Genomic DNA, 21,713 nt, shown 5'->3' with positions numbered 1-21,713 from the left:
GCCGCGCTCAGGAGGTGCGCTTCAACCGCACCCAGAGCGAGCCCTTGACCTTGCACCAGTTGCGCATCAGCTGCCCGTCGGGGCCGACCGTGCGGGCCCGCGCCGTCTGCACGTCGACGTTCTCGCAGGGCCCGGAGAAGCTGATCTTGCGCGCGACCGCGTCGCCGCGGCCGAGCTTGCGCAGCGTCGTGGCGGTGATGCCGAGCGGGGCGATCATCCCGGTGCCCGGCACCGGCATCTGGGTCAGGCCGACGCCGGGAAGCGGCCGGTTCTTGCTGTCGAGCGCGCCCGCCTCCATCGGCTCGCAGCCGTCGCTGAACCGCAGCTGGTTGCCGTTGCGGCGGTAGATCTGCACGTAGACCGGCGTCTTGCCGTCCTTGTAGGAGCCGACGAGCGCCGCCGAGATGTCGCCCTCGACGCTGCCGCACGGCCCCGGCTCCTGCGGGGTGGCGGGCGGGTTCGGCGCGCAGCCGCTGGTGGTCTTGAAGTCCTCGATCGCGACGTCGGTCTTCGCCTCTCCGAGCCCGTTCGTCCGCGCCGTGGTCGTCCCGATGACGCGCGGCGAGATCGTCACCTGGATCGGGCGCGCCCGGCCCATCTCGACGTCGACCGTGCTGACCTGGGTGTAGGCGCGGCCCGGCGTGCACTCGCGCGTCGAGTCGACGTGGCGCGAGATCACGATCCGCCCGGCCAGGTCGAGGGTCGCCTTGTAGTAGCGAAGCCCCGGGTAGTAGACCGCCGGCGCGGTCGCCGGCGCTACCAGCAGCCCGGCGACGACGGTCGTGGAGAGGCCGAGGAGAAGCCGTGAACTGCGCATCGTCGCCAACGATAGGCACGGCCGTCGCGACCGGCATCGGTGGAACCACGGGCCCGAACCCCGCGGCCCCCGCTCCAGCGAGGCGACGGCCGCCCGGCCGCGACCCGTAGCGTTGGCGGTCGCGATGCCGGACGGCGCCACCACCCCCGACCTGCGCGAGCGGCTGGGGACCCTGACCCTGCGCGACGAGCACCGGCTGGCCCGCCGGGTCGATCGCCTGCGTCACACGAAGGACGACGAGGCCCGCGCTCGCGAGCTGGCCAAGCTGCTGCCCGAGATCGAGCGGGCGGAGGCGCGGATCGCCGGCCGCCGGGCCGTCGTGCCCGCCGTCTCCTACCCCGAGCAGCTGCCGGTCAGCGCCCGCCGCGAGGACCTGCTGGCGGCGATCCGCGACCACCAGGTGGTGGTCGTCGCCGGCGAGACCGGATCCGGCAAGACCACCCAGCTGCCGAAGATCTGCCTCGAGCTGGGGCGCGGCGTCCGCGGCACGATCGCCCACACGCAGCCGCGTCGGATCGCCGCCCGGACGGTCGCCGAGCGGATCGCCGACGAGCTGTCGGTGCCGCTCGGCGAGGCGGTCGGCTACTCGGTGCGGTTCAACGACCGGGCCGGCGAGAACACGCTCGTGCGCCTGATGACCGACGGCCTGCTGCTGGCCGAGATCCAGCGCGACCGGCTGCTGCGCCGCTACGACACGATCATCATCGACGAGGCCCACGAGCGGTCGCTGAACATCGACTTCCTGCTCGGCTGCGTCAAGCAGATCCTGCCGCGGCGGCCCGAGCTGAAGGTCGTCATCACCTCGGCGACGATCGACCCCGAGCGCTTCAGCGCCCACTTCGACGACGCCCCGATCGTCGAGGTCTCCGGCCGCACCTTCCCGGTCGAGGTCCGCTACCGGCCGATCGAGGACCTCGACGCCGACAGCGACGACCCCGACGACCAGGACCGCCGGCGGCCGGCCGGTCGCCCCGGGCCGCGAGCCGCGGGGCGGACGGGCGCCGATCGCGACCAGGCCGACGCGATCGGCGACGCGGTCGAGGAGCTGCTGTCCGACCACGCGCGGGACGCCGGCGGAGGCGACGGCGACATCCTGGTCTTCCTCTCCGGCGAGCGCGAGATCCGCGACACCGCCGAGGCGCTCTCCGGGCGCTTCCGCGGCGCCCGGCAGTCGATCGAGATCCTGCCGCTGTACGCGCGGCTGGCGGCGTCCGAGCAGCAGCGGGTCTTCCGCCGCGACCGCGGCGGCGGCCGCCGGGTCGTGCTGGCGACCAACGTCGCCGAGACCTCGCTGACGGTCCCGGGCATCAAGTACGTGATCGACCCGGGAACGGCCCGGATCAGCCGCTACAGCTCGCGGCTGAAGGTCCAGCGGCTGCCGATCGAGCGGATCTCGCAGGCGTCGGCGAACCAGCGCAAGGGTCGCTGCGGGCGGACCTCCGACGGCGTCTGCATCCGGCTCTACTCGGAGGAGGACTTCGAGGGTCGCGACGAGTTCACCGACCCCGAGATCCTGCGCACCAACCTGGCCTCGGTGATCCTGCAGATGGCCGCGCTCGAGCTCGGCGCGATCGAGGACTTCCCGTTCCTGGAGCCGCCCGACGGCCGTCAGATCCGCGACGGCGTGCTGCTGCTGGAGGAGCTGGGCGCGCTGGCGGTCGACGGCGAGGAGCGGGCCGACGCCGCCGGAGCCGCGACCCGACGCGGCTCGCGCCTGACCCCGATCGGCCGCAAGCTGGCCGGGCTGCCGGTCGACCCGCGGATGGCGCGGATGGTGCTCGAGGCCGACCGCCTGGGCTGCACCGACGAGGTGATCGTGATCGCGGCCGCGCTCTCGATCCAGGACCCGCGCGAGCGCCCCCAGGAGGAGCAGGGATCGGCCGACCAGGCCCATGCGCGCTTCAAGGACCCGCGCTCGGACTTCCTGGCCTACCTGCACCTGTGGCGGTACCTGCGCGAGCAGCAGCGGGCGCTGTCGGGCAACCAGTTCCGCAAGCGGACCAAGAACGAGTACCTGCACTACCTGCGGATCCGCGAGTGGCAGGACCTCGTCGCCCAGCTGCGCCAAGCCGCCAAGCAGGTCGGGATCACCGTGCCCCGCGACGCCCGGGCCGAGGAGCGGCTCGGCGAGGGCGACCCCGAGGACCGGATCGCGGCCGCCGACGCCGAGCGGATCCACGTCGCGCTGCTCTCGGGCCTGCTGTCGCACATCGGCCTGAAGGACGTCAAGGAGCCGGCCGGCAAGGGCCGCCCCAAGCCGCCGAAGGGGCGACCGCCGCGGCCGGAGTTCATCGGCGCGCGCAACGCCCGCTTCCAGCTGTTCCCCGGATCGGCGCTGGCGAAGCGGCCGCCCGCCTGGGTGATGGTGTCGGAGCTGGTCGAGACCTCGCGGCTGTTCGGCCGCACCGCCGCCCGGATCGAGCCGGGCTGGATCGAGCCGCTGGCCGAGCACCTGATCAAGCGCACCTACGCCGAGCCGCGCTGGGACCGCAAGCGCGGCTCGGTGGTCGCGACCGAGCGGGCGATCCTCTACGGCCTGCCGGTGGTGGCGGGGCGCACCGTCCAGTACGGGCGCCTCGATCCCGCGGTGTCCCGCGAGATCTTCCTGCGCTCGGCGCTGGTCGAGGGCGACTGGGACGGCGGCCGCGCCGGCGGGGCCGAGATCCTGGCCGAGAACGCGCGCCGGATCGCCGAGGTCGAGGCGATCGAGGAGCGGGCCCGCCGGCGCGACCTGCTGGTCGAGGACGAGGTCCTGTTCGACTTCTTCGACCAGCGGGTCCCGCCCGCGGTCGTCGGCGGCGTCGAGTTCGATCGCTGGTGGCGCGACGAGCGCGAGCGCCGGCCCGACCTGCTCGTCTACCCCCGCGAGCTGCTGATCCACGAGCAGGCCCAGCCCGAGGGCGACCTGACCGACGCCCGGCTGCGCCCGACCGCCTGGAAGCAGGGCGACATCACGCTCCGCCTCAGCTACCGCTTCGAGCCGGGCAGCGAGCACGACGGCGTCACCGCCCACGTCCCGCTGAAGGTGCTCCCCCAGCTGCAGCCGATCGGCTTCGAGTGGCTGGTCCCCGGCTTCCGGCGCGAGCTGGTCACCACCCTGCTGCGGCTGCTGCCGAAGGAGGTCCGGCGCGAGCTGGTCCCGATCCCCGAGACGGTCGAGCGGATCCTCCAGCGGATGACCCCCCGCAGCGCCCCGCTGCCGGTCGCGCTGGCGCGCGAGCTGAACGCCGGACCCTGGCACCCCCCCACCCAGGTCCGCCCGGCGATGCTCGACGTCGGCAAGCTGCCCGGGCACCTGCGGATGAGCTTCCGGGTCGAGGACGACGAGCAGGACCCGCCGGCGCTGATCGCCGAGGGCCACGACCTGGCGCAGCTGCGCGCCCAGGTCCAGCCGAAGCTGCGCGCCGCGCTGGCCGCGGCGACGCCGTCGATCGAGCGCCACGGGCTCCGCGACTGGACGATCGGCGCGCTGCCGCGGTCGATCGCGCTGCCCGGGACCGGCGACACGATCCGCGCCTACCCGACGCTGGTCGACGAGGGCGACAGCGTCGGGGTCCGGGTCCTCGACACGCCCGCGGCGCAGGCCGAGGCGATGTGGCGGGGCACCCGCCGGCTGCTGCTGCTGACCGTCCCGTCGCCGGCCCGCCAGCTGCCCAAGGGCCTCGACGCCCGCACCCAGCTGATCCTCGCGACCGCCCCGCACGGCAGCGTCGACGCGCTGCTCGAGGACGTCGTGGTGGGAACGGTCGACGGGCTGCTGCGGTTCGCGGGCGGGCCGGTCTGGGACGCGGCGGCGTTCGCCGCGCTGCGAGCCGACGTCGCCGCCCGCCTGCCCGGCGCCGCGCCGAAGGTCCTCCAGCAGGTGGTGCTGATCGTCGACGCCGAGCGCGACGTCCGCCGGCGGCTCGAGGACCTCTCCCTGCAGCCGGCGACCGAGGCCGCGTTCGGTCCCGCCCTGCGCGACGTCGAAGCCCAGCTGCGGCGGCTGGTCCGGCCGGGTTTCGTGACCGACAGCGGCCCGCGGCGGCTGCCCGACGTCCTGCGCTACGTCCAGGGCGCCGCCCGCCGGCTGGAGCGGCTGCCCGACACCGTCGCCCAGGATCGCGACCGGATGAGCGCGATCCACGAGCTCGAGCGGGCCTACCGCGAGCGGGTCGAGTCGTGGCCGGCCGGGACGCCGCGCCCGCCGGCGCTGGCGGAGATCCCGTGGATGATCGAGGAGCTGCGGCTGACGCACTTCGCCCAGGGCTTCGCGGGCGGGCGCGGCGGACCGGTCTCCGCCAAGCGGATCCGGCGGGCGCTCGACGAGCTCCCTCGTCCCGGCGCCTGACGGCCGGCCCGCCCCGGCCGGCCGCCTCCGACCGCTCTATGATCGCGCCGGAGCGCACGATGGCCGTGGTGGTCGTCGGCGAAGGGAGTCGTGAGCGGTGTTCAAGAAGATCGTGGTGGGGACCGACGGATCCGAGACCGCCCTGGTGGCGCTGCGTCACGCGGTCCGGCTCGCCGCCGCGGGAGGATCGTCGGTCGAGATCGTCACCGCCCACGACCCGCAGGCCACGCCGTCCGCCGGTGACGCGATCGACACGCTCCTGCGCGACGCCGAGGCCGTCGTCCGCGAGGGCGGGATCTCCGACGTCCGCACCCACGCGCAGCCCGGCGATCCGGCCGAGGTCATCATCGCCCTCGCCGATCGCGTCGGCGGCGACCTGATCGTGGTCGGCAACAAGGGCATGACCGGCACCAAGCGCTTCCTGCTCGGATCGGTCCCCGACAAGATCTCGCACCACGCGGGCGCGTCGGTCCTGATCGTCCACACGACCTGATCCGGCCCGGCGCCGCGCGAGCGGGGCGCCCGCACGGCGTCCGACGGGCGGGCGACGGCCGCCGCGGCCGGCTTGGACAGCGGGCCAGCGACAGGCGGGCCGGCGGTTGCGACCATCGATGCATGCTTCGCTCCTCCCTCGCCCCCACCACCTCGGAATCGGCGCTCGTCGCTTCGCTGCTCGCCGCTGACGCGCTCGCCCAGCGCCGCCGTGCACGATCGGGCGCTCGCGCCTGCGCCGGCAGCGAGCGCGCGAGCGGCTCGCCGCCGACGACGGCGCCGCTCGCCGGCTGAGCGCCCGGCTCAGCCCTGGCGCAGCTGGTTGGCGTCGCGGTCGCGCAGCGCCGTCGCCGCCCGCGCGTAGAGCCGCTGCTTGATCGCGGCCAGCGTCGCCGGGTCCTTGCCCGCCAGCCCGGCGGCGCGCTCGATCGCCCGCGGCAGCAGCTCGTCCTCGGCCACCGCCTCGTCGACGACCCGCGCGGCCGCGGCGTCGGTCCCGCCGTAGCGACGTCCGGTGGTCAGCGCCTCGTTGCTCGTCCAGACCGGCAGCCGCGCGACCAGCAGCTCGGTCATCCCCGGCGAGAACGGGATCCGGATGTCGACCTCGGGCAGGCAGATGAAGCCGCGGTCGGCGCGCATGATCCGGTGGTCGTGGGCGATCGCCAGCATCGCGCCGCCGGCGAAGGCGTGGCCCTGGATCGCGGCGACCGTCGGGACGCCGAGCACCAGCACCCGCGCGAGCAGGTCGTGGACCTGATCGACGAACCCGGGGATCGCGTCGGGGTTGGCGCCCATCCAGTCGAGGTCGAGCCCGTTGGACCAGATCTTGCCGCTGCCGGTCGTGACCAGGGCCCGCGGGGCCGGGGCCGCCTCGACCTCGTCCAGCAGCGCGCCGACGGCGCCGAGCCAGTCGGGGTTGAAGCGGTTCTCGCCGTCGCCGAGGTCGAGGACGCGCACGTCGCCGTCGCGACGGAGGGAGGGAGTCGATGCAGTCATGGGATCCGGGGAGGTCGTGGTGGGCGCCGCGAGGCGGCGATCGTCCCACATCGACCCCGGCGACCCGGGACCGCGAGGGCGCGCGGCGAGCGGCCGCGCGCCCCGGTGCCGCGCTACTTCAGGTTGGTGAAGACCGGCAGGACCGCGCGGTCGTTGCCCGCCTCGTCCTTGAGCCCGGAGAAGAAGATCGCCTGCGGGTCGCGGACGTTGAACCAGAGCAGCCCGCGGATGCCGTTCTTGGCCGCGATGTTCCAGGCGCTCTGCAGCCAGCTGGCGGCGGTGGTGTCCGGGATCGTCTGGCTGCTGGTCTTGAAGATGTAGGCGAACTCGGTGATGTAGAGCCGCTTGACCGCCGAGCCGGGGATCCGCTTCGTCTTCGCCGCCCGCCGCAGCAGCGTGCGCTGCGTCGACAGGTTGCGGATCGTCCACATGTCGTTGCTGCGCAGGCGCTTGGCCGGGTTGTTCTTGTAGTCGTAGGAGTGGATCGTGAAGGCGTCGGCCTTGACGGCGTAGTCCTTGGTCCGGGTGCCCTTGCGCGGCTTCCAGCTCTTGTCCAGGCCCAGGGCCTCGCGCAGGAACGGTCCGGGGTTCGACGACTTCTTGGTGCTGCGGGCGTAGGGGGCCAGCTCGCCGGCGACGACCAGCGCCTTCGGGGTCTGCTTCTTGACCTCGTCGTAGGCGATGTTCTGCATCTTGCGCCAGATCTCGGGGCCGTGCTTCTTCGGCAGCTGGGTCTGGTAGTTCGACTCGTTCCACGGCGACCAGACGAGCTTGACCGGCAGGCCCTTCAGCGCCGTCACCGACTTGCGCACCAGGGTCCGGTAGCGCTTCAGGCTGACCTTGCGGGCGTCGGTCTTGTAGAGCGTCCCCAGCTCGCCGTTGAAGCTGACGAAGAGGGTGTCGATCCCGGCCGCGGCGCCCTCGGTCGCCATCCGGCGGATCGAGGCGACCTCGTGCGGGAACGGGAAGGCGTGCTTGCCGTCCCAGTGGATGAAGGTGCGGGCGAAGGTGACGTTCGCGTCCTTGGCGACCTTGAAGAACTCGCCGCGGAGCGTCGGGTCGTCACCGCGCGCGGTGACCTCGTCGGCGAGGCCCTTGGCCATCGCCGAGGCGCCGGCGGGAAGCGCGAGGGCGGGGGTCGCGGCGGTCAGCAGGAGCAGCAGCAGCGTGAGCGTTCGCGGGCGCGCAGCCGTCTGGCGCGGCCCGACCGGATGGGACGTAGGCACCCGCGAAAGGGTACGGGAAGCGGTCCGCGCTCACGCCACCCGCGGCGACGGGCGCTGGACGATCGTTCGGGGGGTCTCAGCCCTCGTCGCCGGACGCGGGCTCCGGCGGGCCGAAGTGGTGCGCGATGTCGAACCGCGGGCGATCGCCCCAGAGCGACTCCAGGCGGTAGAAGTCGCGGGTCTCGGGAACGAAGACGTGGACGACCACGTCGCCGTAGTCGAGCAGGATCCAGCGCGCCTCCTGGACCCCCTCGACGCGCCGCGGCAGCCGCCGCTCGCCGTCGTGCTTGAGGCCCTCGTGGATCGCGTCGTGGATCGCCTTGACCTGGCGATCGGTGTTGCCGGTCAGGATCACGAACGCGTCGGTGTAGGCCGACGCGCCGCGCAGGTCGACGGCGACCGGATCCTGGGCCTTGCGCTCCGAGGCCAGCTCGGCGATCCGGCCGACCAGCCCCTCCAGCTCGGGGTCGGGCGGCAGGACGTCGTCGGACGTCTCGGGACCCGCGTCGGCGGAGATGTAGGTGCGCTTGCTCATGAGGAAGTCGGCCCGCCCCGCCCTGCTACGCGGCGCGGCCCTGGGGCACACGGTAGAGCCCCCGGGCGACGATGCGCTGCTCGACCCCGCCGGGAACCAGGTGGTGGATGGTCCTGCCCGCCCGCACGCGGGCGCGGATCAGGGTCGAGGAGAGGGCCATCGCGGGCATCGCGAACGGCAGCAGCCGCTCCTCGGCGCCGAGTTCCCGCAGCGCCGCGCGGGCCCGCTCGTGATCGTCGTCGCCGCGCTCCGCGACCCCGATCGCCGCGAACGCCAGCACGTCGTGGGGCCGGTGCCACGATCCGAGGCCGGCCGCGGCGTCGCCCCCGAGCAGCAGCACGAACTCGTCGTCGGGCCGCAGCGCCCGCAGCTCGGCGAGCGTGTCGGCGGTGTAGGACGGGCCCGCGCGGTGCAGCTCGACGTCGCAGACCTCGAGCCGCTGCTCCTCGCCGGCGACCGCCGCGTGGCAGAGCGCCAGCCGCTCCTCCGGCCCCGGGTCGCCGTCGACGACCTTGTGCGGCGGCCGCGGGGCCAGCACCAGCAGCACCCGGTCCAGGCCGAGCGCGTCGCGCGCGCACTCGGCCAGCACCAGGTGGCCGAGGTGGGGCGGGTTGAAGGTGCCGCCGAGCAGCCCGATCCGCACCGCGCGCTCCTGCCGCTCAGGAGCGGACGTGGCCGTCGCCGCGCACGAGGTAGCGGTAGGTCGTCAGCTCGCGCAGGCCGATCGGCCCGCGGGCGTGCAGCTTCTGGGTCGAGATGCCGATCTCCGCCCCCATCCCGAACTCGCCGCCGTCGGTGAAGCGGGTCGACGCGTTGACGTAGACCGCGGCCGAGCCGACGCCGCGCTCGAAGGCCCGGATGGCGCCGGCGTCGCGGGCGACGATCGCGTCGCTGTGGCCGGAGCCGTGGGTCTCGATGTGGTCGATCGCGGCGTGGACGTCGTCGACGACCCGCACGCCCAGGATCAGCGCCAGGTGCTCCGTGTCCCAGTCCTGCTCGGTGGCGGCGACGACCGGCGTGCCCTGGCCCTCGACCAGCGGCCGCGCGGCCTCGTCGGCGCGCAGCTCGACCTGGTCGTCGGCCAGCCGGCGGGCGATCCGGGGCAGGAACGCCGCGGCCGCGTCGCGGTGGACGAGCAGCGTCTCGGCCGCGTTGCAGGCGCTCGGCCGCTGGACCTTGCTGTTCTGGGCGATCTCGACGGCCTGGTCGAGGTCGGCCGAGGCGTCGACGTAGACGTGCCCGACGCCGGCCGCGGCGAAGATCACGGGCACCGTCGCGACGCCCTTCAGGGCCGCCTTCAGGCCCTCGCCGCCGCGCGGCACGATCAGGTCGATGTAGCGGTCCTGGGTCGCCAGCTCGGCCAGCTCCTCGCGGCCGCCGCCGCCGACGATCTGGATGCTGTGCTCGGGCAGGCCGGCGCTCTCGGCCGCCTCGGCGGCGACCTGGGCGAGGACCGCGTTGGAGTGCAGCGCGCTCGAGGAGCCGCGGAGCACGATCGCGTTGCCGCTCTTGATCGCCAGCGCCGCGGCGTCGATCGTGACGTTCGGGCGCGCCTCGTAGACGACCGCCACGACCCCGAGCGGGATCCGCTGGCGGGCCACGTCGAGGCCGTTGGGCAGGCGGTAGCCCTCGATCGTCTCGCCGACCGGATCGCGCAGCGCGATCACGTCGCGGACGGCGTCGGCGATCTTCGCCAGGCGCGCGTCGTCGAGCGCCAGCCGGTCCATCAGGGCGCTGCTGAGCCCGCTCTCGCGACCGTTGTCGAGGTCGCGGCGGTTGGCCTCGAGGATCTCCGGCGCCCGTGCCTGCAGCGCGTCGGCGATCGCGTGCAGCGCCGCGTCCTTCGTGCGCGTGTCGACGGCGGCCAGGCGGCGGCCGGCGGCGCGTGCCTGCCGGGCCACGTCGGTGACGGTGCGGACCTCGGTCGGAGTGGCCATCGACCAAGGGTACCCGCCCGTCGACCGCGCCCAGCGCCCCGCCGTTCGCCGATCGGGGGTCGCGCGATTGGCGACGACCAGCGACAATCCGCCGCGGAACGGCCGGCTCCCCCTTCTCCGGCCCGCTCGCGATGCCCAGAACCGCCTCGATCGGCGCTGTCGCCGTCACCGCCGCGCTGCTGCTGCTGGCCCCTGCCGCCGGCGCCGCCGGCTGCCCCGGCGCCGACACGCCGGCGGCCGCCTCGCAGCTGCGCGAGGTCCGCGCCGCCACGCTCTGCCTGATCGGCGAGCAGCGCGCCGCGGCCGGGCTGCGACCGCTGCACGTGCAATCGACGCTGCAGCGGCTGTCGCGCGACTACGCCCACCAAATGGTCCGCCAGGGCTTCTTCTCGCACACCACGCCCGGCGGGTCGACCTTCGTCGAGCGGCTGCGAGCCGGCGGCTACCCCAGGCGCGGGCGATCGTGGCGGGCGGCCGAGAACCTCGCCTGGGCGACCGGTCGGCGATCGACGCCGCGGCGCGTCGTCGCCGGCTGGATGGCCTCCTCCGAGCACCGCAGGAACATCCTCGACCCGCGCTTCCGCGACACCGGCCTGGCCGTCGTCGCCGGGACTCCCGGGCACGCGAGCGGTCGCCCGCGGGCGACCTTCGTGCAGCAGTTCGGCGTCCGCCGCTGAGCCCACGCGTCGCGCCCGGACCGAGCATCTCGATCCGGGCGCGGGCGCTCCGGGGCGCGGGACGGGCGCGCTACTTGACCTCGCGCCGCATCAGCCGCCAGAGGCCGGCGGCCAGCGGCAGCCCGACCCAGAGCAGCGAGCAGACCAGCAGCTTCGCCCAGTCGTCGCCGTGCATGCTGCCGTCGGTCAGCGGGTCGAAGGCGCTGTTGGGGTCGATCCACTCGAACGTCTTCTCGAGCGAGGAGATCATCGAGCCGAGGATCGTGAAGACCGTCGGCAGGGCGAAGAAGACGACGATCGCCAGTGCCGGGCTCATCAGCAGCAACCCGAAGCCGACGCCCATCAGCAGGTTCAGCTCCTGACCCAGGAGGGCCTGGCCGAGCGTGCTCGCCGACATCGACCAGCTGCCGTCGGCCTCGGTGGCGACGATCCCGACGATGTTGCCGACAGCCGCCATCGCGACGCTGATCACGGCGGCGGCGAGGCCGAGCACGAGCGCGGCGAGGATCTTCGAGCCCGCCACGCGGTCGCGGTGGGGCACAAGCGAGAACGTGGTCAGCGCCGTCCGCTGGGACCACTCGCTGGTGACGAGCAGGATCCCGATCACCGGCAGCAGGATGCCCAGCGGCAGCATCGTCAGCTCGAGGCTGCCGGCGAACGTGCGGTCGGCGACGTCGCCGCTCAGGGCCCGGGCGACCGCGACCACCGCGGCGATCAGGACGGCGGAGATCAGCAGCCAGCGGCCGGCGCGGGTGTCGGCGGCCTTGCGCAGCTCGACCTTGGTCAGGCGGGCGAGCGACGGGGCGGTGAAGCGCTCGCGGGGTCCGGCGGAGTCGGCCGGGCCGCCCTCGGCGGCGCCGCGGATCAGCTCGGTGTGGGCCGTGGTGCTCATGCAGCCACCTCCTGGGCGTTGGCGCCGTGCTCGCCGGCGGTCAGCGAGAGGAACATCTCCTCGAGGCCGGCGGTCTCGGCCGGCCGCAGCTCGGTCAGGACCACGCCGGCCGTGAGGGCGGCGCGACCGATCTCCTCGGCGTCGCCCTCGACCAGCTGGGCGCCGTCGGTGGTCGTCGTCGAGGGCAGGCCGGCCTCGGCCAGGGCCCGCAGCAGGGCGGTCCGGTCGGTGGCGCGGACGAGGATCCCCGCGTTGGACAGCAGCTCGTCCTTGGTCCCGTCGGCGACGATCTTGCCGCCGGAGATCACGACCAGCCGGTCGGCGACCGCCTCGACCTCGCGCAGCAGGTGCGAGGAGAGCAGGACCGTGCCGCCGCGATCGGCGAAGTCGCGCAGGACGCCGCGCATCCAGAAGATCCCCTCGGGGTCGAGCCCGTTGGCCGGCTCGTCGAGGATCAGGACCCGCGGGTCGCCGATCAGCGCGTGGGCCAGGCCCAGCCGCTGGCGCATGCCGAGCGAGTAGTCGCCGACCCGCCGGCGGGCGGCGGCGCCCGAGAGCCCGACGTGCTCGAGCATCTCCTGGACGCGGACCGGCGGGACGCCGAGGACCTGGGCGGCGAGCCCGAGGACCTCGCGGCCGGTGCGTCCGGCGTGCTGCGCCGAGGCGTCCAGCAGGACGCCGATCTCGCGACCGGGGTTGGGAAGGTCGCGGTACGGCACGCCGACGACGGTCGACGTGCCCGACGACGGCGGCGTGAGGCCGCAGATCATCCGCATGGTGGTGGACTTGCCCGCCCCGTTCGGCCCGAGGAATCCGGTCACGGTGCCGGGCTCGCAGCGGAACGAGACGTCGCTGACGGCAGCGTGCACGCCGTAGCGCTTGCTGAGGTTCTCGACGTTGATCACGCCATCCAAGGTGACGGCGCCGGAGCCCGGCGACATCGGCCGGCGGTCGATCGCGACCCCCGCCCTTGGTCTCCCGCCGACCGCCGGATGGGCCGGGGCCGGGCCGCCACGCGGCGGAAGGGCGTCTCCTGGCGAGCCCGCCCCCCGACTTCCGTCGCACGGCGCTCGACCTTGGTCGCTGGCCGGCCCCGCGGCGCCGCCGTACCCTGGGGGACGATGGCCGCCCCTGCCACCAGCGATCCCGCAGCCTCGCCGTCGCCGGCCGGGGACCGGGAGGACGGCCAGGTGCCGCTCGCGGTCGCGATCGCGGAGCGCGAGCTGCTGCCGCCCGGCATGCCGGTCAAGCGCCTGACCCGCGACTGGATCGTCGACGGCGTCGCGTTCCTGCTCGCGATCCTCGTCGGCGTCCTGACCTACGCCGACGCCTTCCCCGACGGGCCGGGGCAGGAGACGCTGGCGGTGATCGACCTGGTCGTCGGGGCGCTGACCTGCATCGCCCTCTGGTGGCGCCGCCGCTGGCCCGTCCAGATCGCGATCGTCCTCGGCGTCCTCAGCAGCGCGATCGCGTTCTCGGCCGGTGCCGCGGCGGTCGCGCTGTTCACGGTCGCCGTCCACCGGCCGGCGAGGGTCGTGCTGCCGGTGATCGCGCTCAACGTGGTGAGCGCCTCCGTCTACACCGCGGTCCATCCGGACGACGACATGGCCCTGATCTGGCAGCTCCTGCTGGTGGCCGTGATCGTCGCGGCGATCGTCGGCTGGGGGACCGCGGTCCGCGGCCGCCGGCACCTGATCCTGTCGCTGCGCGACCGCGCTCGCCGGGCCGAGAACGAGCAGCAGCTGCAGGTCTCCCAGGCGCGCGATCACGAGCGGGCGCGGATCGCCCGCGAGATGCACGACGTGCTCGCCCACCGGATCTCGCTGCTGAGCATGCACGCCGGCGCGCTCGAGTTCCGGCCCGACGCGCCGCCGGAGGAGGTCGCCCGCGCCGCCGGCGTGATCCGCTCCAGCGCCCACCAGGCGCTCGAGGACCTGCGCGAGGTGATCGGGGTGCTGCGCGGCAGCGACGAGGCCGGCGCCAGCGAGGCGACGTCGACGACCCGCCCGCAGCCGACGCTCGACGACGTCCCGGCGCTGCTGGAGGAGTCGCGGGCCGCGGGCATGCGGATCCGCGAGCAGCTGGCGATCGAGCAGCCGGACGCGCTGCCGACCAGCGTCGGCCGCAACGCCTACCGCGTCGTCCAGGAGGGGCTGACGAACGCCCGCAAGCACGCGCCCGGGGCGGTCGTCGACGTCGTCGTCTCCGGCGCGCCGGCCGTCGGGGTCACGATCGAGATCCGCAACCCGACGCCGGTCGGCGTCCTCGACGGGGCGTCGCGGCCCGCCGTCGCGGGCGAGATCCCCGGGTCCGGCACCGGCATCATCGGGCTCGGCGAGCGGACCGCGCTGGCCGGCGGGCGACTGGACCACGGGCCGACCGCCGACGGGGGCTTCCGTCTGCGAGCCTGGCTGCCGTGGCCGCGCTGACGCCGCGCCCGACTCCGACCTCCGACCTCCGACCGATCCGACCCGAGGCAGCCTTGAGCACCCCGATCCGCGTCCTGCTCGTCGACGACGACCCCTTGGTGCGCTCGGCGCTGGCGATGATGCTCGAGGGCACCACCACCGTGCGCGTCGTCGGCGAGGCCAGCGACGGCGCCGAGGTCCCCGCCGCCGTCGACGCCCACCGCCCCGACGTGGTGCTGATGGACATCCGGATGCCGCGGGTCGACGGCCTGACGGCGACCGAGCGGCTGCGGTCGCGCAAGGACACTCCCGCCGGCGCGCCCGAGGTGATCGTGCTGACCACCTTCGACGCCGACGACCAGGTCGTCCGCGCGCTGCGGGTCGGCGCCGGCGGCTTCCTGCTCAAGGACACGCCGCCGGCCGAGATCGTGCGTGCGATCGAGCTGGTCGCGGCCGGCGAGGCGATGCTCTCCCCGACCGTCACCCGCAAGCTGATCGAGCACGTCGCCGATCCCGAGGTCGAGGATCGCCGCGGCCGGGCCAAGACGCTGCTGGCCGAGCTGACGGAGCGCGAGCTCGAGGTCGCCGTCGCCCTCGGGCAGGGCAAGTCGAACGCCGAGATCGGAGCCGAGCTGTACATGAGCGTGGCGACGGTCAAGGCCCACGTCTCGAAGGTCCTGCAGAAGCTCGACCTCAACAACCGCGTCCAGGTCGCGCTGCTGGCGCACGACGCCGGGCTGACCTAGGGCGAACGTCCCGGCCTCAGACGAGCACCAGGCGGTCGCGGTGGACCGCCTCCTCCGGCGCGCCCGGCAGCGTCTCGCGGACGCGCTCGGTCCGCTGGCCCATCACCCGCCGCAGGGCGCCGGCGGGGTAGCCGCTGATCCCCTTGCCGATCAGCTCGTCCCCGCAGCGGATGTCGACGGCGTCGCCGGCCCGGAAGTCGCCGCCGACCCCGGTCACGCCGACCGGCAGCAGCGACGTGCCGCCGGCGGTCAGGGCCCGCAGCGCGCCGCGATCGACCTCGATCGTGCCGCGGGCCGGCTTGGCGTAGCGCAGCCACAGCTTGAAGCTCGACCAGCGGGCCTCGCCGGCGGCGAACGCGGTCCCCTCGGCCTCGCCGTCGAGCAGCCGCCGCAGCGCCTCGGGCCGGAGCCCGTTGGCGACCACCGTCGGGATCCCGGCCGCGGCCGCCATCTCGGCCGCCAGCGCCTTGCTGCGCATCCCGCCGGTCCCCAGCGACGAGGTGGTCGAGCCGATGTCGTGGGTGGCCAGCGCCTCCTCGACGTCGACGACCTCGGTCACCAGCTCGGCGGCCGGGTCGCGCCGCGGGTCGGCGGTGAAGAGCCCGTCGGTCGACGTCAGCAGCACCAGCCGGTCGGCGTTCAGCAGCATCGCCACCTGCGCGGCCAGCAGGTCGTTGTCGCCGAAGCTGATCTCGTCGGTGGTGGTGGTGTCGTTCTCGTTGATCACCGGCACGGCGCCGTACTCGACCAGCCGCAGCAGCGTCCGGCGGGCGTTGACGAACGCCTCGCGCTCGCCGAGGTCGTGGAGCGTCAGCAGCACCTGGGCCGCGACCAGGCCCTCGCCGTCGAGCAGGTCGTCCCAGGCCCGGAACAGCCGCCCCTGGCCGACCGCGCTGGCCGCCTGCAGCGCGTCGATCGCCGTCGGGCGGGCCGGCAGCTTCAGCGCCTCGACGCCGCGCGCGATCGCGCCGCTGGAGACGAGCACGAACCGCTCGCCGCGGGCGTGGCGGGCGGCGAGCGTGGCGCAGTGCGCGGCGAGGCCGTCGCGTCGCAGCGCGCCGCCGTCGTCGGCGATGATGCTCGATCCGAGCTTGACGACCGTCAGGGACATCGGCGGTCCAGGGTAGTGCGCCGGACGCCGGGACGAGCGGCCCGCTCACCCCGGCGCGCCGGGCTGCTCGGGGTTCGAGCCGGGCGAGTCGCCGTGGCGAACCGGTCGGCCGGCGACCGGAACGTCACGACCCTGCCCGCCCGCTCAGTCGACGGCCAGCGAGATCGCCAGCCCGGGGCCCGGGCGCTACAGCTCCGGGTCGAGCTCGAACGCGACGCCGGCGATGTCGACCTCGTCGCCGGCCTCGAAGCCCGCCTCGCGCAGCGCCTCGATCACGCCCATCTTGCGCAGCCGCGACTCCAGGTACTCCAGCGCCTCCTCGTTCTCGAGGTCGTGGCGCTTGAGCAGCCGCTCGACGCCGGGGCCGGTGACCGCGAAGCCGGCGGGGGCCCTGGCGATCCGCCAGTCGCGCTCGGCGCTGGGCCGGTAGACCCGGTGCTCGGCCATCGACTCGATCGTCGCGTCGAGGGCGAGGGCGTCGTCGGCCGGTCGCACCGGGACGGTTCGCAGCAGCAGCGCCCGCAGCTCGTCGAGGCCGCCGCCGGTGGCGCTGGAGGTGACCAGGACCGGGACCTCGGCGGCCTCGGCGGCCTCCCACGGCTCGAGCGGCTGGCCGTCGGCGCCCAGGCGCTGGCCCTGCGGCCCGCGGGGCCCATTCAGGCGCTCGTCCCAGGCGGCGACGGCGGCCTCGGCGGCCTCCGGGGAGACCAGGTCGGACTTGCTCAGCACCAGGATCCGCGGCAGCGCGGCCAGGCGCTCGTCGTAGGCGGCGATCTCGGCCTCGATCGCGGCGTGGTTGACGGCCGGGTCGCTGCCGTCGAGCGGCTGCAGGTCGAGCACGTGGACGAGCAGCCGGCAGCGCTCGACGTGGGCCAGGAACTCGTGGCCCAGGCCCTTGCCCTCGCTGGCGCCCTCGATCAGGCCCGGGATGTCGGCCAGGATCAGCTGCCGCTGCTCGCCCTGGATCGTGCCGAGGACCGGCTCCAGCGTGGTGAAGGGGTAGTCGGCGACCTTCGGCGTGGCGCGGGTGATCCGCGACAGCAGCGACGACTTGCCCGCGTTGGGCAGGCCGATCAGGCCGACGTCGGCCAGCAGCTTCAGCCGCAGGTCGATCCAGCCCTCCTCGCCCTCGAGCCCGTGCTCGCGGAAGCGCGGGCTCTGCCGGATCGGCGACGCGAAGCGCGCGTTGCCGCGTCCGCCGGAGCCGCCGCGGGCGACCCGCACGTGCTGGCCGGGGACGATCAGGTCGTGGACGGCGCCGTCGAGCGCGGTGACCTGCGTGCCGGGCGGCACCTTGATCACCAGGTCCTCGCCGTCGTGGCCCTTCTTCAGCGCGCCCTCGCCGTGGCGGCCGCGCGGCGCCTTGAAGTGGACCCGCCGCGAGAACGACTGCAGGTCCCGCAGCGAGTCGTCGCAGATCACGTCGACGTTGCCCCCGCGGCCCCCGTCGCCCCCGTCGGGACCACCCTTGGGCACGTGCGCCTCGCGACGGAACGACATGCACCCGTCACCGCCGTGACCGCCCTGGACGAAGATGTGCGCGCTGTCGGAGAGCACCCGCTGATGGTCGCAGGCCGCCGGGCACGGGGCGGCCCGGTGCAGTCCGGTGCGGCGGGTTGGGCGGCGCGTGCGGCGGGCCGGCGGGCGTGGCGCAGCGGCGGGCAGTGGGCGCGCGGCGGGCAGTGGGCGCGCGGCGGACAGCGGGCACGCGGCGGCGGGTGGCGAGCACGAGACGCCAGGGCCTGCGTCGAACGGTGGCCCTGGCGCGTCATGCACGGTCAGCGGGCATTGGACGCCATAGTCGGCGCCCGCTGCGGGCCCTGGCGTGTCGTGCAGGCTGGTGCCCGCGCGAAGCGCGCGCCGACGGACCCGCAGCGTCGCGGTGCCCAACCGCTCATGCGCCGTGCCGGCATGCCCGTCGCGTCACCGGCGGAGCCCTTCGCGCGCGACCGCGAGCACCGTGGCGATGTTGGCGACCACGGCCGCAGGCGCATCGCGCAGGTCCTCCCAGAGGACCGGCACCACCCGATAGCCAGCGGCTTGGAGCCGCGCGAGCTTGCGGCGGTCCCGGCGGAAGGCGATCCGGTCGCCGTGGAACGTGAAGCTGTCGAACTCCACGACGACCCGCAGGTCGGGCCAGAGCGCGTCGACCTCGAAGTCGGCGGCGCGAGCATTGGTCCGCGGACGTGGGATCCCGGCGCGACGGAGCAACTCGACCAGCAGCCGCTCGGCGACCGAGCGATCGAAGGCGGGCCCGATCCGGAGCACCCGGCCGAGCGTTCGCAGGCCCGCGTGGCCCGGCGAGCCTGCGAGGGTCCTGCGGACCTCGGCTTCGGAGGTCAACCGAGCCCGCAGCGCCTCGGCCAGCATCCGTTCGACGAACGAGATCTGTCCGGCGGCGGCGACGTCGAGCACGGTCCGGACCGGCGAGGTGACCGGAATCGGGCCGATCCAGCGGAGGTCGCGTGGCCCCAGGACGGCGCTGCGGTGCCGGCGGATGCCCGGGTGGCAACCGGGATTGCGACCGACGACGGTCACGTCGATCGGCTCGCCGGAGTCGGGCACGTGGGTCCCCGCTGGCAGGATCGCCCACAAGCGCGCCGCGGTGAGGTGGCTGATCAGCGCGTCCGGCGACATCGCGAGCACCCCGGCCATGGCAGATCTTTCGAAGGTCAGGAGCCCGTGGCCGACCGCGTAGACGCCCCGGTGCACCCGGTGAAGGCGCCCGGCCCGCGACCGGTGGTCGATCCCAGCCCGGGTGATGCCGCAGGCAAGCAGCTGCGGGCGGGCGACGACGCCGTGCTGCCGCTCGGCGAACCACGCCACCGCGTGGTCGCCCTCGAGACCGGCGGGCGGCGCCCCGGCGCGGGGACCGGCCTGGACGACCGGCATCATCCGCCAGAGCCCCCGATCTCGCCAAGCTGTGGCGCGTCGTCCGCGTCCAACGGGCACGAGGCGCCACAGGTCCCCCCGCGGCGGACCCCTGGCGTCTGGTGCTCGTTCCGCAGACGGCTTTCGCAGCGCATCCGCGAAGGATCTCCCGCTCACCCCGCCGTCTCGCCGCGACCGCCCCGATCGACACGCGATCGGCACGCGCCCGCCGCGGGCCTGCACGTTCTCGGCACAAAGAACGACCCGTCCACCCGCCGCCCGACCTGCTCCGCCTCAACCGCCACCGGCCACCGCGCCACCCAACGCCGCCCAACGCCGCCCGCCACCGGGTCTCGCCGACGGCCTACCGCCGACGCCCCCGACCACCCAACGCCACCCGCCACCAGCTCCGCGCCGCCCGACCGCGGCGCGACACGTCCTGGTGACCAGGCTGCAGAGGCCCGCGCTCGGCCGGCCGACGTGGCCCGATCGCCGTGCGACACTCGCCACATGGCCGACGAGCGGGTCCTGTTCATCACCGGCGCCTCCTCCGGGATCGGCGCGGCCACGGCCCGGGCGGCGCTCGGGGCGGGCTGGAGCGTGGCGCTCAGCGCCCGCTCGGCGGCCAAGCTCGACGAGCTGGCGGCGCAGCTCGACGGCGGCGAGCGGGTGCTGGTGGTGCCGGCCGACGTCACCGAGTGGGATCAGCTCGAGGCGGCGGTCGAGCGGACGCGGGAGCGGTTCGGGCGGCTCGACGCGGTCTTCGCCAACGCCGGCTTCGGGGCCCGCCGCGGATTCCTCGAGGAGAGCCCGGAGCAGTGGCGCTCGATGGTGCTGACCAACGTCTACGGTGCCGCGCTGACGATCCGGGCGACCCTGCCGGCGATCACGGCCTCCCGCGGCCACGTCCTGCTGACCGGCTCGGTCGCCGGCCGGCGGGCGCTTCCCGGCAGCCTCTACTCGTCGACCAAGTTCGCGGTCGGCGCGATGGCCGAGTCGCTGCGCCAGGAGCTCAACGGGACCGGCGCCCGGGTCACGCTGATCGCGCCCGGGATGGTCGACACCCCGTTCTTCGACAGCGCGCCGTCGATCGAGGCCCTGCACCCCGAGGACGTCGCCGGCGCGGTCCTGTGGGCGCTCGGCCAGCCGCCCCGGGTCGACGTCAACGAGATCCTGCTGCGGCCGACCGCCCAGGACGGCTAGGCGGCCTGCATCGCCCGGCTCGTGGCCAGGCCGACCACGGCCGCGGCGCCCGCCACGGTGCTCGTCGCCGCGACGCCGGTCGCGGGCAGCGACCGCGCCGCCGCCAGCGTCGCGACCAGGTCGACGACGTCGGCGACGGCGCTCGTCCGCGCCCAGCGGTAGCCGCGGTCGGGGTCTCCGGCGGTGTGGATCTGGGCCATCCCGATCAGCGCGTCGCGGATCCCCAGGCCGCGCAGCGCGACCTGCGCCGCCGGCGTCGCTCCGGCCTCGCCGAGCCACGGGCGCCCGACGCGGCCGGGGACCGCCAGCAGAGCGGCGCCGACGGCGATCCGGCCGACGCCGATCAGGCGCGAGACGTTGGCGGGGTTCAGACGAGGCATGCCCGGCACCCTACGTGGCGTCCGCCGGCGGCGAGAGCACGGCCGCGGCGACACGCCGGTCGCCGTCGTCCGTGCCCGTCCCGCTACCGTCGGACCTGACGATGACCGCGACGTGGTTCCTCCCCGACCTGTGGCAAGACTACGTCCAGGACCCCGGACGGCAGGGCATCTTCCTCGTCCTCGCCGCGTTCCTGACGTCGTTCGTGTTCATCCGCACCAGCGCCCGGATGTCGCGCAGCGACCGCTTCCCGTGGTGGCCCGGCAGCGTGGTGACCGACAGCGGCGTCCACCTGCACCACCTGGTCTGGGGGATCGTGCTGATGATGGCCGGCGGGACGCTCGGCTTCGCGCTCCACAGCCAGCCGCCGTGGTTCGAGATCTGCGCGGTGATCTTCGGGGTCGGCGTCGGCCTGACCTTCGACGAGTTCGCGCTCTGGGTCTACCTGCGGGACGTCTACTGGGCCCGCGAGGGCCGGACCTCGATCGACGCGGTCGCGGTCACCGCCGCATTCATGGGGCTGGTCTTCCTGGGCGTCAACCCGCTGCAGTTCAGCGGCGACGACACCACCAGCACGCTCTACTCGGTCGGCTACAGCCTGATGGTGCTCGCGGTCAGCGGCGTCTGCTTCGCCAAGTCGCGGTTCCTGCACGGGTTCGCGTCGTTCGTGCTGCCGCCGGTCGGGCTGTGGGCGGTGATCCGGCTGGGCAAGCCGACGTCGCCGTGGGCCCGCTGGCGCTACTCCAAGCGCGACCCGCAACGCCAGGAGCGGGCCGTCGAGCGGTTCGGGCCCCACCGCCGGACCGCCCGGATCGTCGAGTGGCTGCGCCAGGCGGTCGGCGGCGTCGCCCATCCCGGGCACGAGCCCGACAGCCTCCAGCAGCGCGAGGCGGACCTGGCCCGCGCGCGGGTCCGCGAGGCGGACGCCTCGGCCCGCGCCGCCGAGGAGGTCCACGCCCGGGCCCTCGCCGAGGAGCACTACCGCGCGGCGCTCGACGAGCACCGGGCCGCCGTGGCCGACGGCGACGGCGGCCCCGCCCGTGAGCGGGACTGACCCCGGGAACGACGACGGCCCGCCGGGCCCGGATCCGTGG

The 21,713-nt window shown here is 74.7% G+C and carries 20 protein-coding genes; 8 read left to right on the top strand and 12 right to left on the bottom strand.

All coding sequences use genetic code 11. The features are described 5' to 3' along the window. Positions 1-7: 7 nt before the first annotated feature. On the bottom strand, positions 8-817 hold the full coding sequence (locus PAI11_RS16910; protein WP_007577014.1) for a hypothetical protein: 810 nt from the start codon (positions 815-817) through the stop codon (positions 8-10). 124 nt (positions 818-941) lie between these two features. On the opposite strand from PAI11_RS16910, the gene hrpA reads away from it, so the two are divergent. From hrpA to PAI11_RS27410, 3 genes are all read left to right on the top strand, one after another. Then, a complete protein-coding gene (gene hrpA / locus PAI11_RS16905; RefSeq protein WP_007577013.1) occupies positions 942-5,147 on the top strand; it encodes an ATP-dependent RNA helicase HrpA in 4,206 nt (1,401 codons plus the stop codon). Positions 5,148-5,244: 97 nt separating this feature from the next. After that, positions 5,245-5,640 carry a universal stress protein gene (locus PAI11_RS16900; RefSeq protein ID WP_007577010.1) on the top strand — a complete coding sequence of 132 codons (396 nt, stop codon included), beginning with the start codon at positions 5,245-5,247 and terminating at the stop codon, positions 5,638-5,640. A 122-nt stretch (positions 5,641-5,762) separates the two neighbouring features. Next, positions 5,763-5,933, top strand: coding sequence for a hypothetical protein (locus PAI11_RS27410; protein WP_170320745.1), 171 nt, complete (start codon positions 5,763-5,765; stop codon positions 5,931-5,933). A gap of 9 nt (positions 5,934-5,942) precedes the next feature. Here PAI11_RS27410 and PAI11_RS16895 read toward each other — a convergent pair whose 3' ends face one another. From PAI11_RS16895 to PAI11_RS16875, 5 genes are all read right to left on the bottom strand, one after another. Continuing rightward, complete coding sequence (locus tag PAI11_RS16895) at positions 5,943-6,635, bottom strand: enoyl-CoA hydratase/isomerase family protein (protein ID WP_040600706.1); 693 nt, start codon at positions 6,633-6,635, stop codon at positions 5,943-5,945. A gap of 113 nt (positions 6,636-6,748) precedes the next feature. Beyond that, positions 6,749-7,861 (bottom strand): hypothetical protein, encoded by a 1,113-nt coding sequence (locus tag PAI11_RS16890; RefSeq protein ID WP_040600705.1) that lies wholly within the window; start codon positions 7,859-7,861, stop codon positions 6,749-6,751. Between the two features lie 76 nt (positions 7,862-7,937). Further along, a complete protein-coding gene (rsfS, locus tag PAI11_RS16885; RefSeq protein ID WP_007577003.1) occupies positions 7,938-8,396 on the bottom strand; it encodes a ribosome silencing factor in 459 nt (152 codons plus the stop codon). Between the two features lie 25 nt (positions 8,397-8,421). Beyond that, complete coding sequence (gene nadD, locus PAI11_RS16880) at positions 8,422-9,039, bottom strand: nicotinate (nicotinamide) nucleotide adenylyltransferase (protein ID WP_007577000.1); 618 nt, start codon at positions 9,037-9,039, stop codon at positions 8,422-8,424. A gap of 16 nt (positions 9,040-9,055) precedes the next feature. After that, positions 9,056-10,333, bottom strand: coding sequence for a glutamate-5-semialdehyde dehydrogenase (locus PAI11_RS16875; protein ID WP_007576999.1), 1,278 nt, complete (start codon positions 10,331-10,333; stop codon positions 9,056-9,058). Between the two features lie 131 nt (positions 10,334-10,464). On the opposite strand from PAI11_RS16875, the gene PAI11_RS16870 reads away from it, so the two are divergent. Further along, positions 10,465-11,010: a CAP domain-containing protein gene (locus PAI11_RS16870; RefSeq protein ID WP_007576997.1), complete on the top strand. Its 546-nt coding sequence runs from the start codon at positions 10,465-10,467 to the stop codon at positions 11,008-11,010. A 70-nt stretch (positions 11,011-11,080) separates the two neighbouring features. Here the strand turns inward: PAI11_RS16870 and PAI11_RS16865 are convergent, their stop codons facing one another. Continuing rightward, complete coding sequence (locus PAI11_RS16865; RefSeq protein ID WP_007576995.1) at positions 11,081-11,902, bottom strand: ABC transporter permease subunit; 822 nt, start codon at positions 11,900-11,902, stop codon at positions 11,081-11,083. Next, positions 11,899-12,807: an ABC transporter ATP-binding protein gene (locus PAI11_RS16860; RefSeq protein ID WP_040600730.1), complete on the bottom strand. Its 909-nt coding sequence runs from the start codon at positions 12,805-12,807 to the stop codon at positions 11,899-11,901. The genes PAI11_RS16865 and PAI11_RS16860 overlap by 4 nt, the downstream gene beginning before the upstream one ends. A 333-nt stretch (positions 12,808-13,140) precedes the next feature. Here PAI11_RS16860 and PAI11_RS16855 point away from each other — a divergent pair, with 333 nt between their 5' ends. Together PAI11_RS16855 and PAI11_RS16850 are read left to right on the top strand one after the other, a co-directional pair. Continuing rightward, on the top strand, positions 13,141-14,331 hold the full coding sequence (locus PAI11_RS16855; protein ID WP_138974380.1) for a sensor histidine kinase: 1,191 nt from the start codon (positions 13,141-13,143) through the stop codon (positions 14,329-14,331). A gap of 53 nt (positions 14,332-14,384) precedes the next feature. Next, positions 14,385-15,056 carry a response regulator gene (locus PAI11_RS16850; RefSeq protein ID WP_007576989.1) on the top strand — a complete coding sequence of 224 codons (672 nt, stop codon included), beginning with the start codon at positions 14,385-14,387 and terminating at the stop codon, positions 15,054-15,056. 16 nt (positions 15,057-15,072) lie between these two features. Here the strand turns inward: PAI11_RS16850 and proB are convergent, their stop codons facing one another. The 3 genes from proB to PAI11_RS24640 all read right to left on the bottom strand — a co-directional run bounded on the left by proB (position 15,073) and on the right by PAI11_RS24640 (position 19,062). Continuing rightward, positions 15,073-16,167: a glutamate 5-kinase gene (proB, locus tag PAI11_RS16845; RefSeq protein ID WP_007576988.1), complete on the bottom strand. Its 1,095-nt coding sequence runs from the start codon at positions 16,165-16,167 to the stop codon at positions 15,073-15,075. A gap of 186 nt (positions 16,168-16,353) precedes the next feature. Then, entirely contained in the window at positions 16,354-17,724 is a 1,371-nt protein-coding gene (gene obgE, locus PAI11_RS16840; protein WP_007576986.1) for a GTPase ObgE, read from the bottom strand. A 366-nt stretch (positions 17,725-18,090) separates the two neighbouring features. Continuing rightward, complete coding sequence (locus PAI11_RS24640) at positions 18,091-19,062, bottom strand: type IV toxin-antitoxin system AbiEi family antitoxin domain-containing protein (protein WP_007576984.1); 972 nt, start codon at positions 19,060-19,062, stop codon at positions 18,091-18,093. Positions 19,063-19,548: 486 nt separating this feature from the next. Between PAI11_RS24640 and PAI11_RS16830 the strand changes: the two genes are divergently transcribed. Beyond that, positions 19,549-20,241, top strand: coding sequence for an SDR family oxidoreductase (locus PAI11_RS16830; protein WP_007576982.1), 693 nt, complete (start codon positions 19,549-19,551; stop codon positions 20,239-20,241). Here PAI11_RS16830 and PAI11_RS16825 read toward each other — a convergent pair. Further along, positions 20,238-20,621, bottom strand: a complete 384-nt coding sequence (locus PAI11_RS16825) for a hypothetical protein (RefSeq protein WP_007576980.1) — start codon at positions 20,619-20,621, stop codon at positions 20,238-20,240. The genes PAI11_RS16830 and PAI11_RS16825 overlap by 4 nt on opposite strands. Before the next feature lie 101 nt (positions 20,622-20,722). On the opposite strand from PAI11_RS16825, the gene PAI11_RS16820 reads away from it, so the two are divergent. Continuing rightward, the gene (locus PAI11_RS16820) at positions 20,723-21,673 is read left to right on the top strand and encodes a hypothetical protein (protein ID WP_050897283.1); all 951 of its coding nucleotides are present in this window, start codon (positions 20,723-20,725) and stop codon (positions 21,671-21,673) included. The last annotated feature ends 40 nt before the right edge of the window (positions 21,674-21,713 follow it).

Origin of the sequence: Patulibacter medicamentivorans, assembly GCF_000240225.1 — a bacterium.
GTDB classification, from domain to species: Bacteria; Actinomycetota; Thermoleophilia; order Solirubrobacterales; family Solirubrobacteraceae; genus Patulibacter; species Patulibacter medicamentivorans.
The sequence above is the reverse complement of the archived record's forward strand: the minus strand, read 5'-3'. Positions and strand labels throughout refer to the sequence as shown.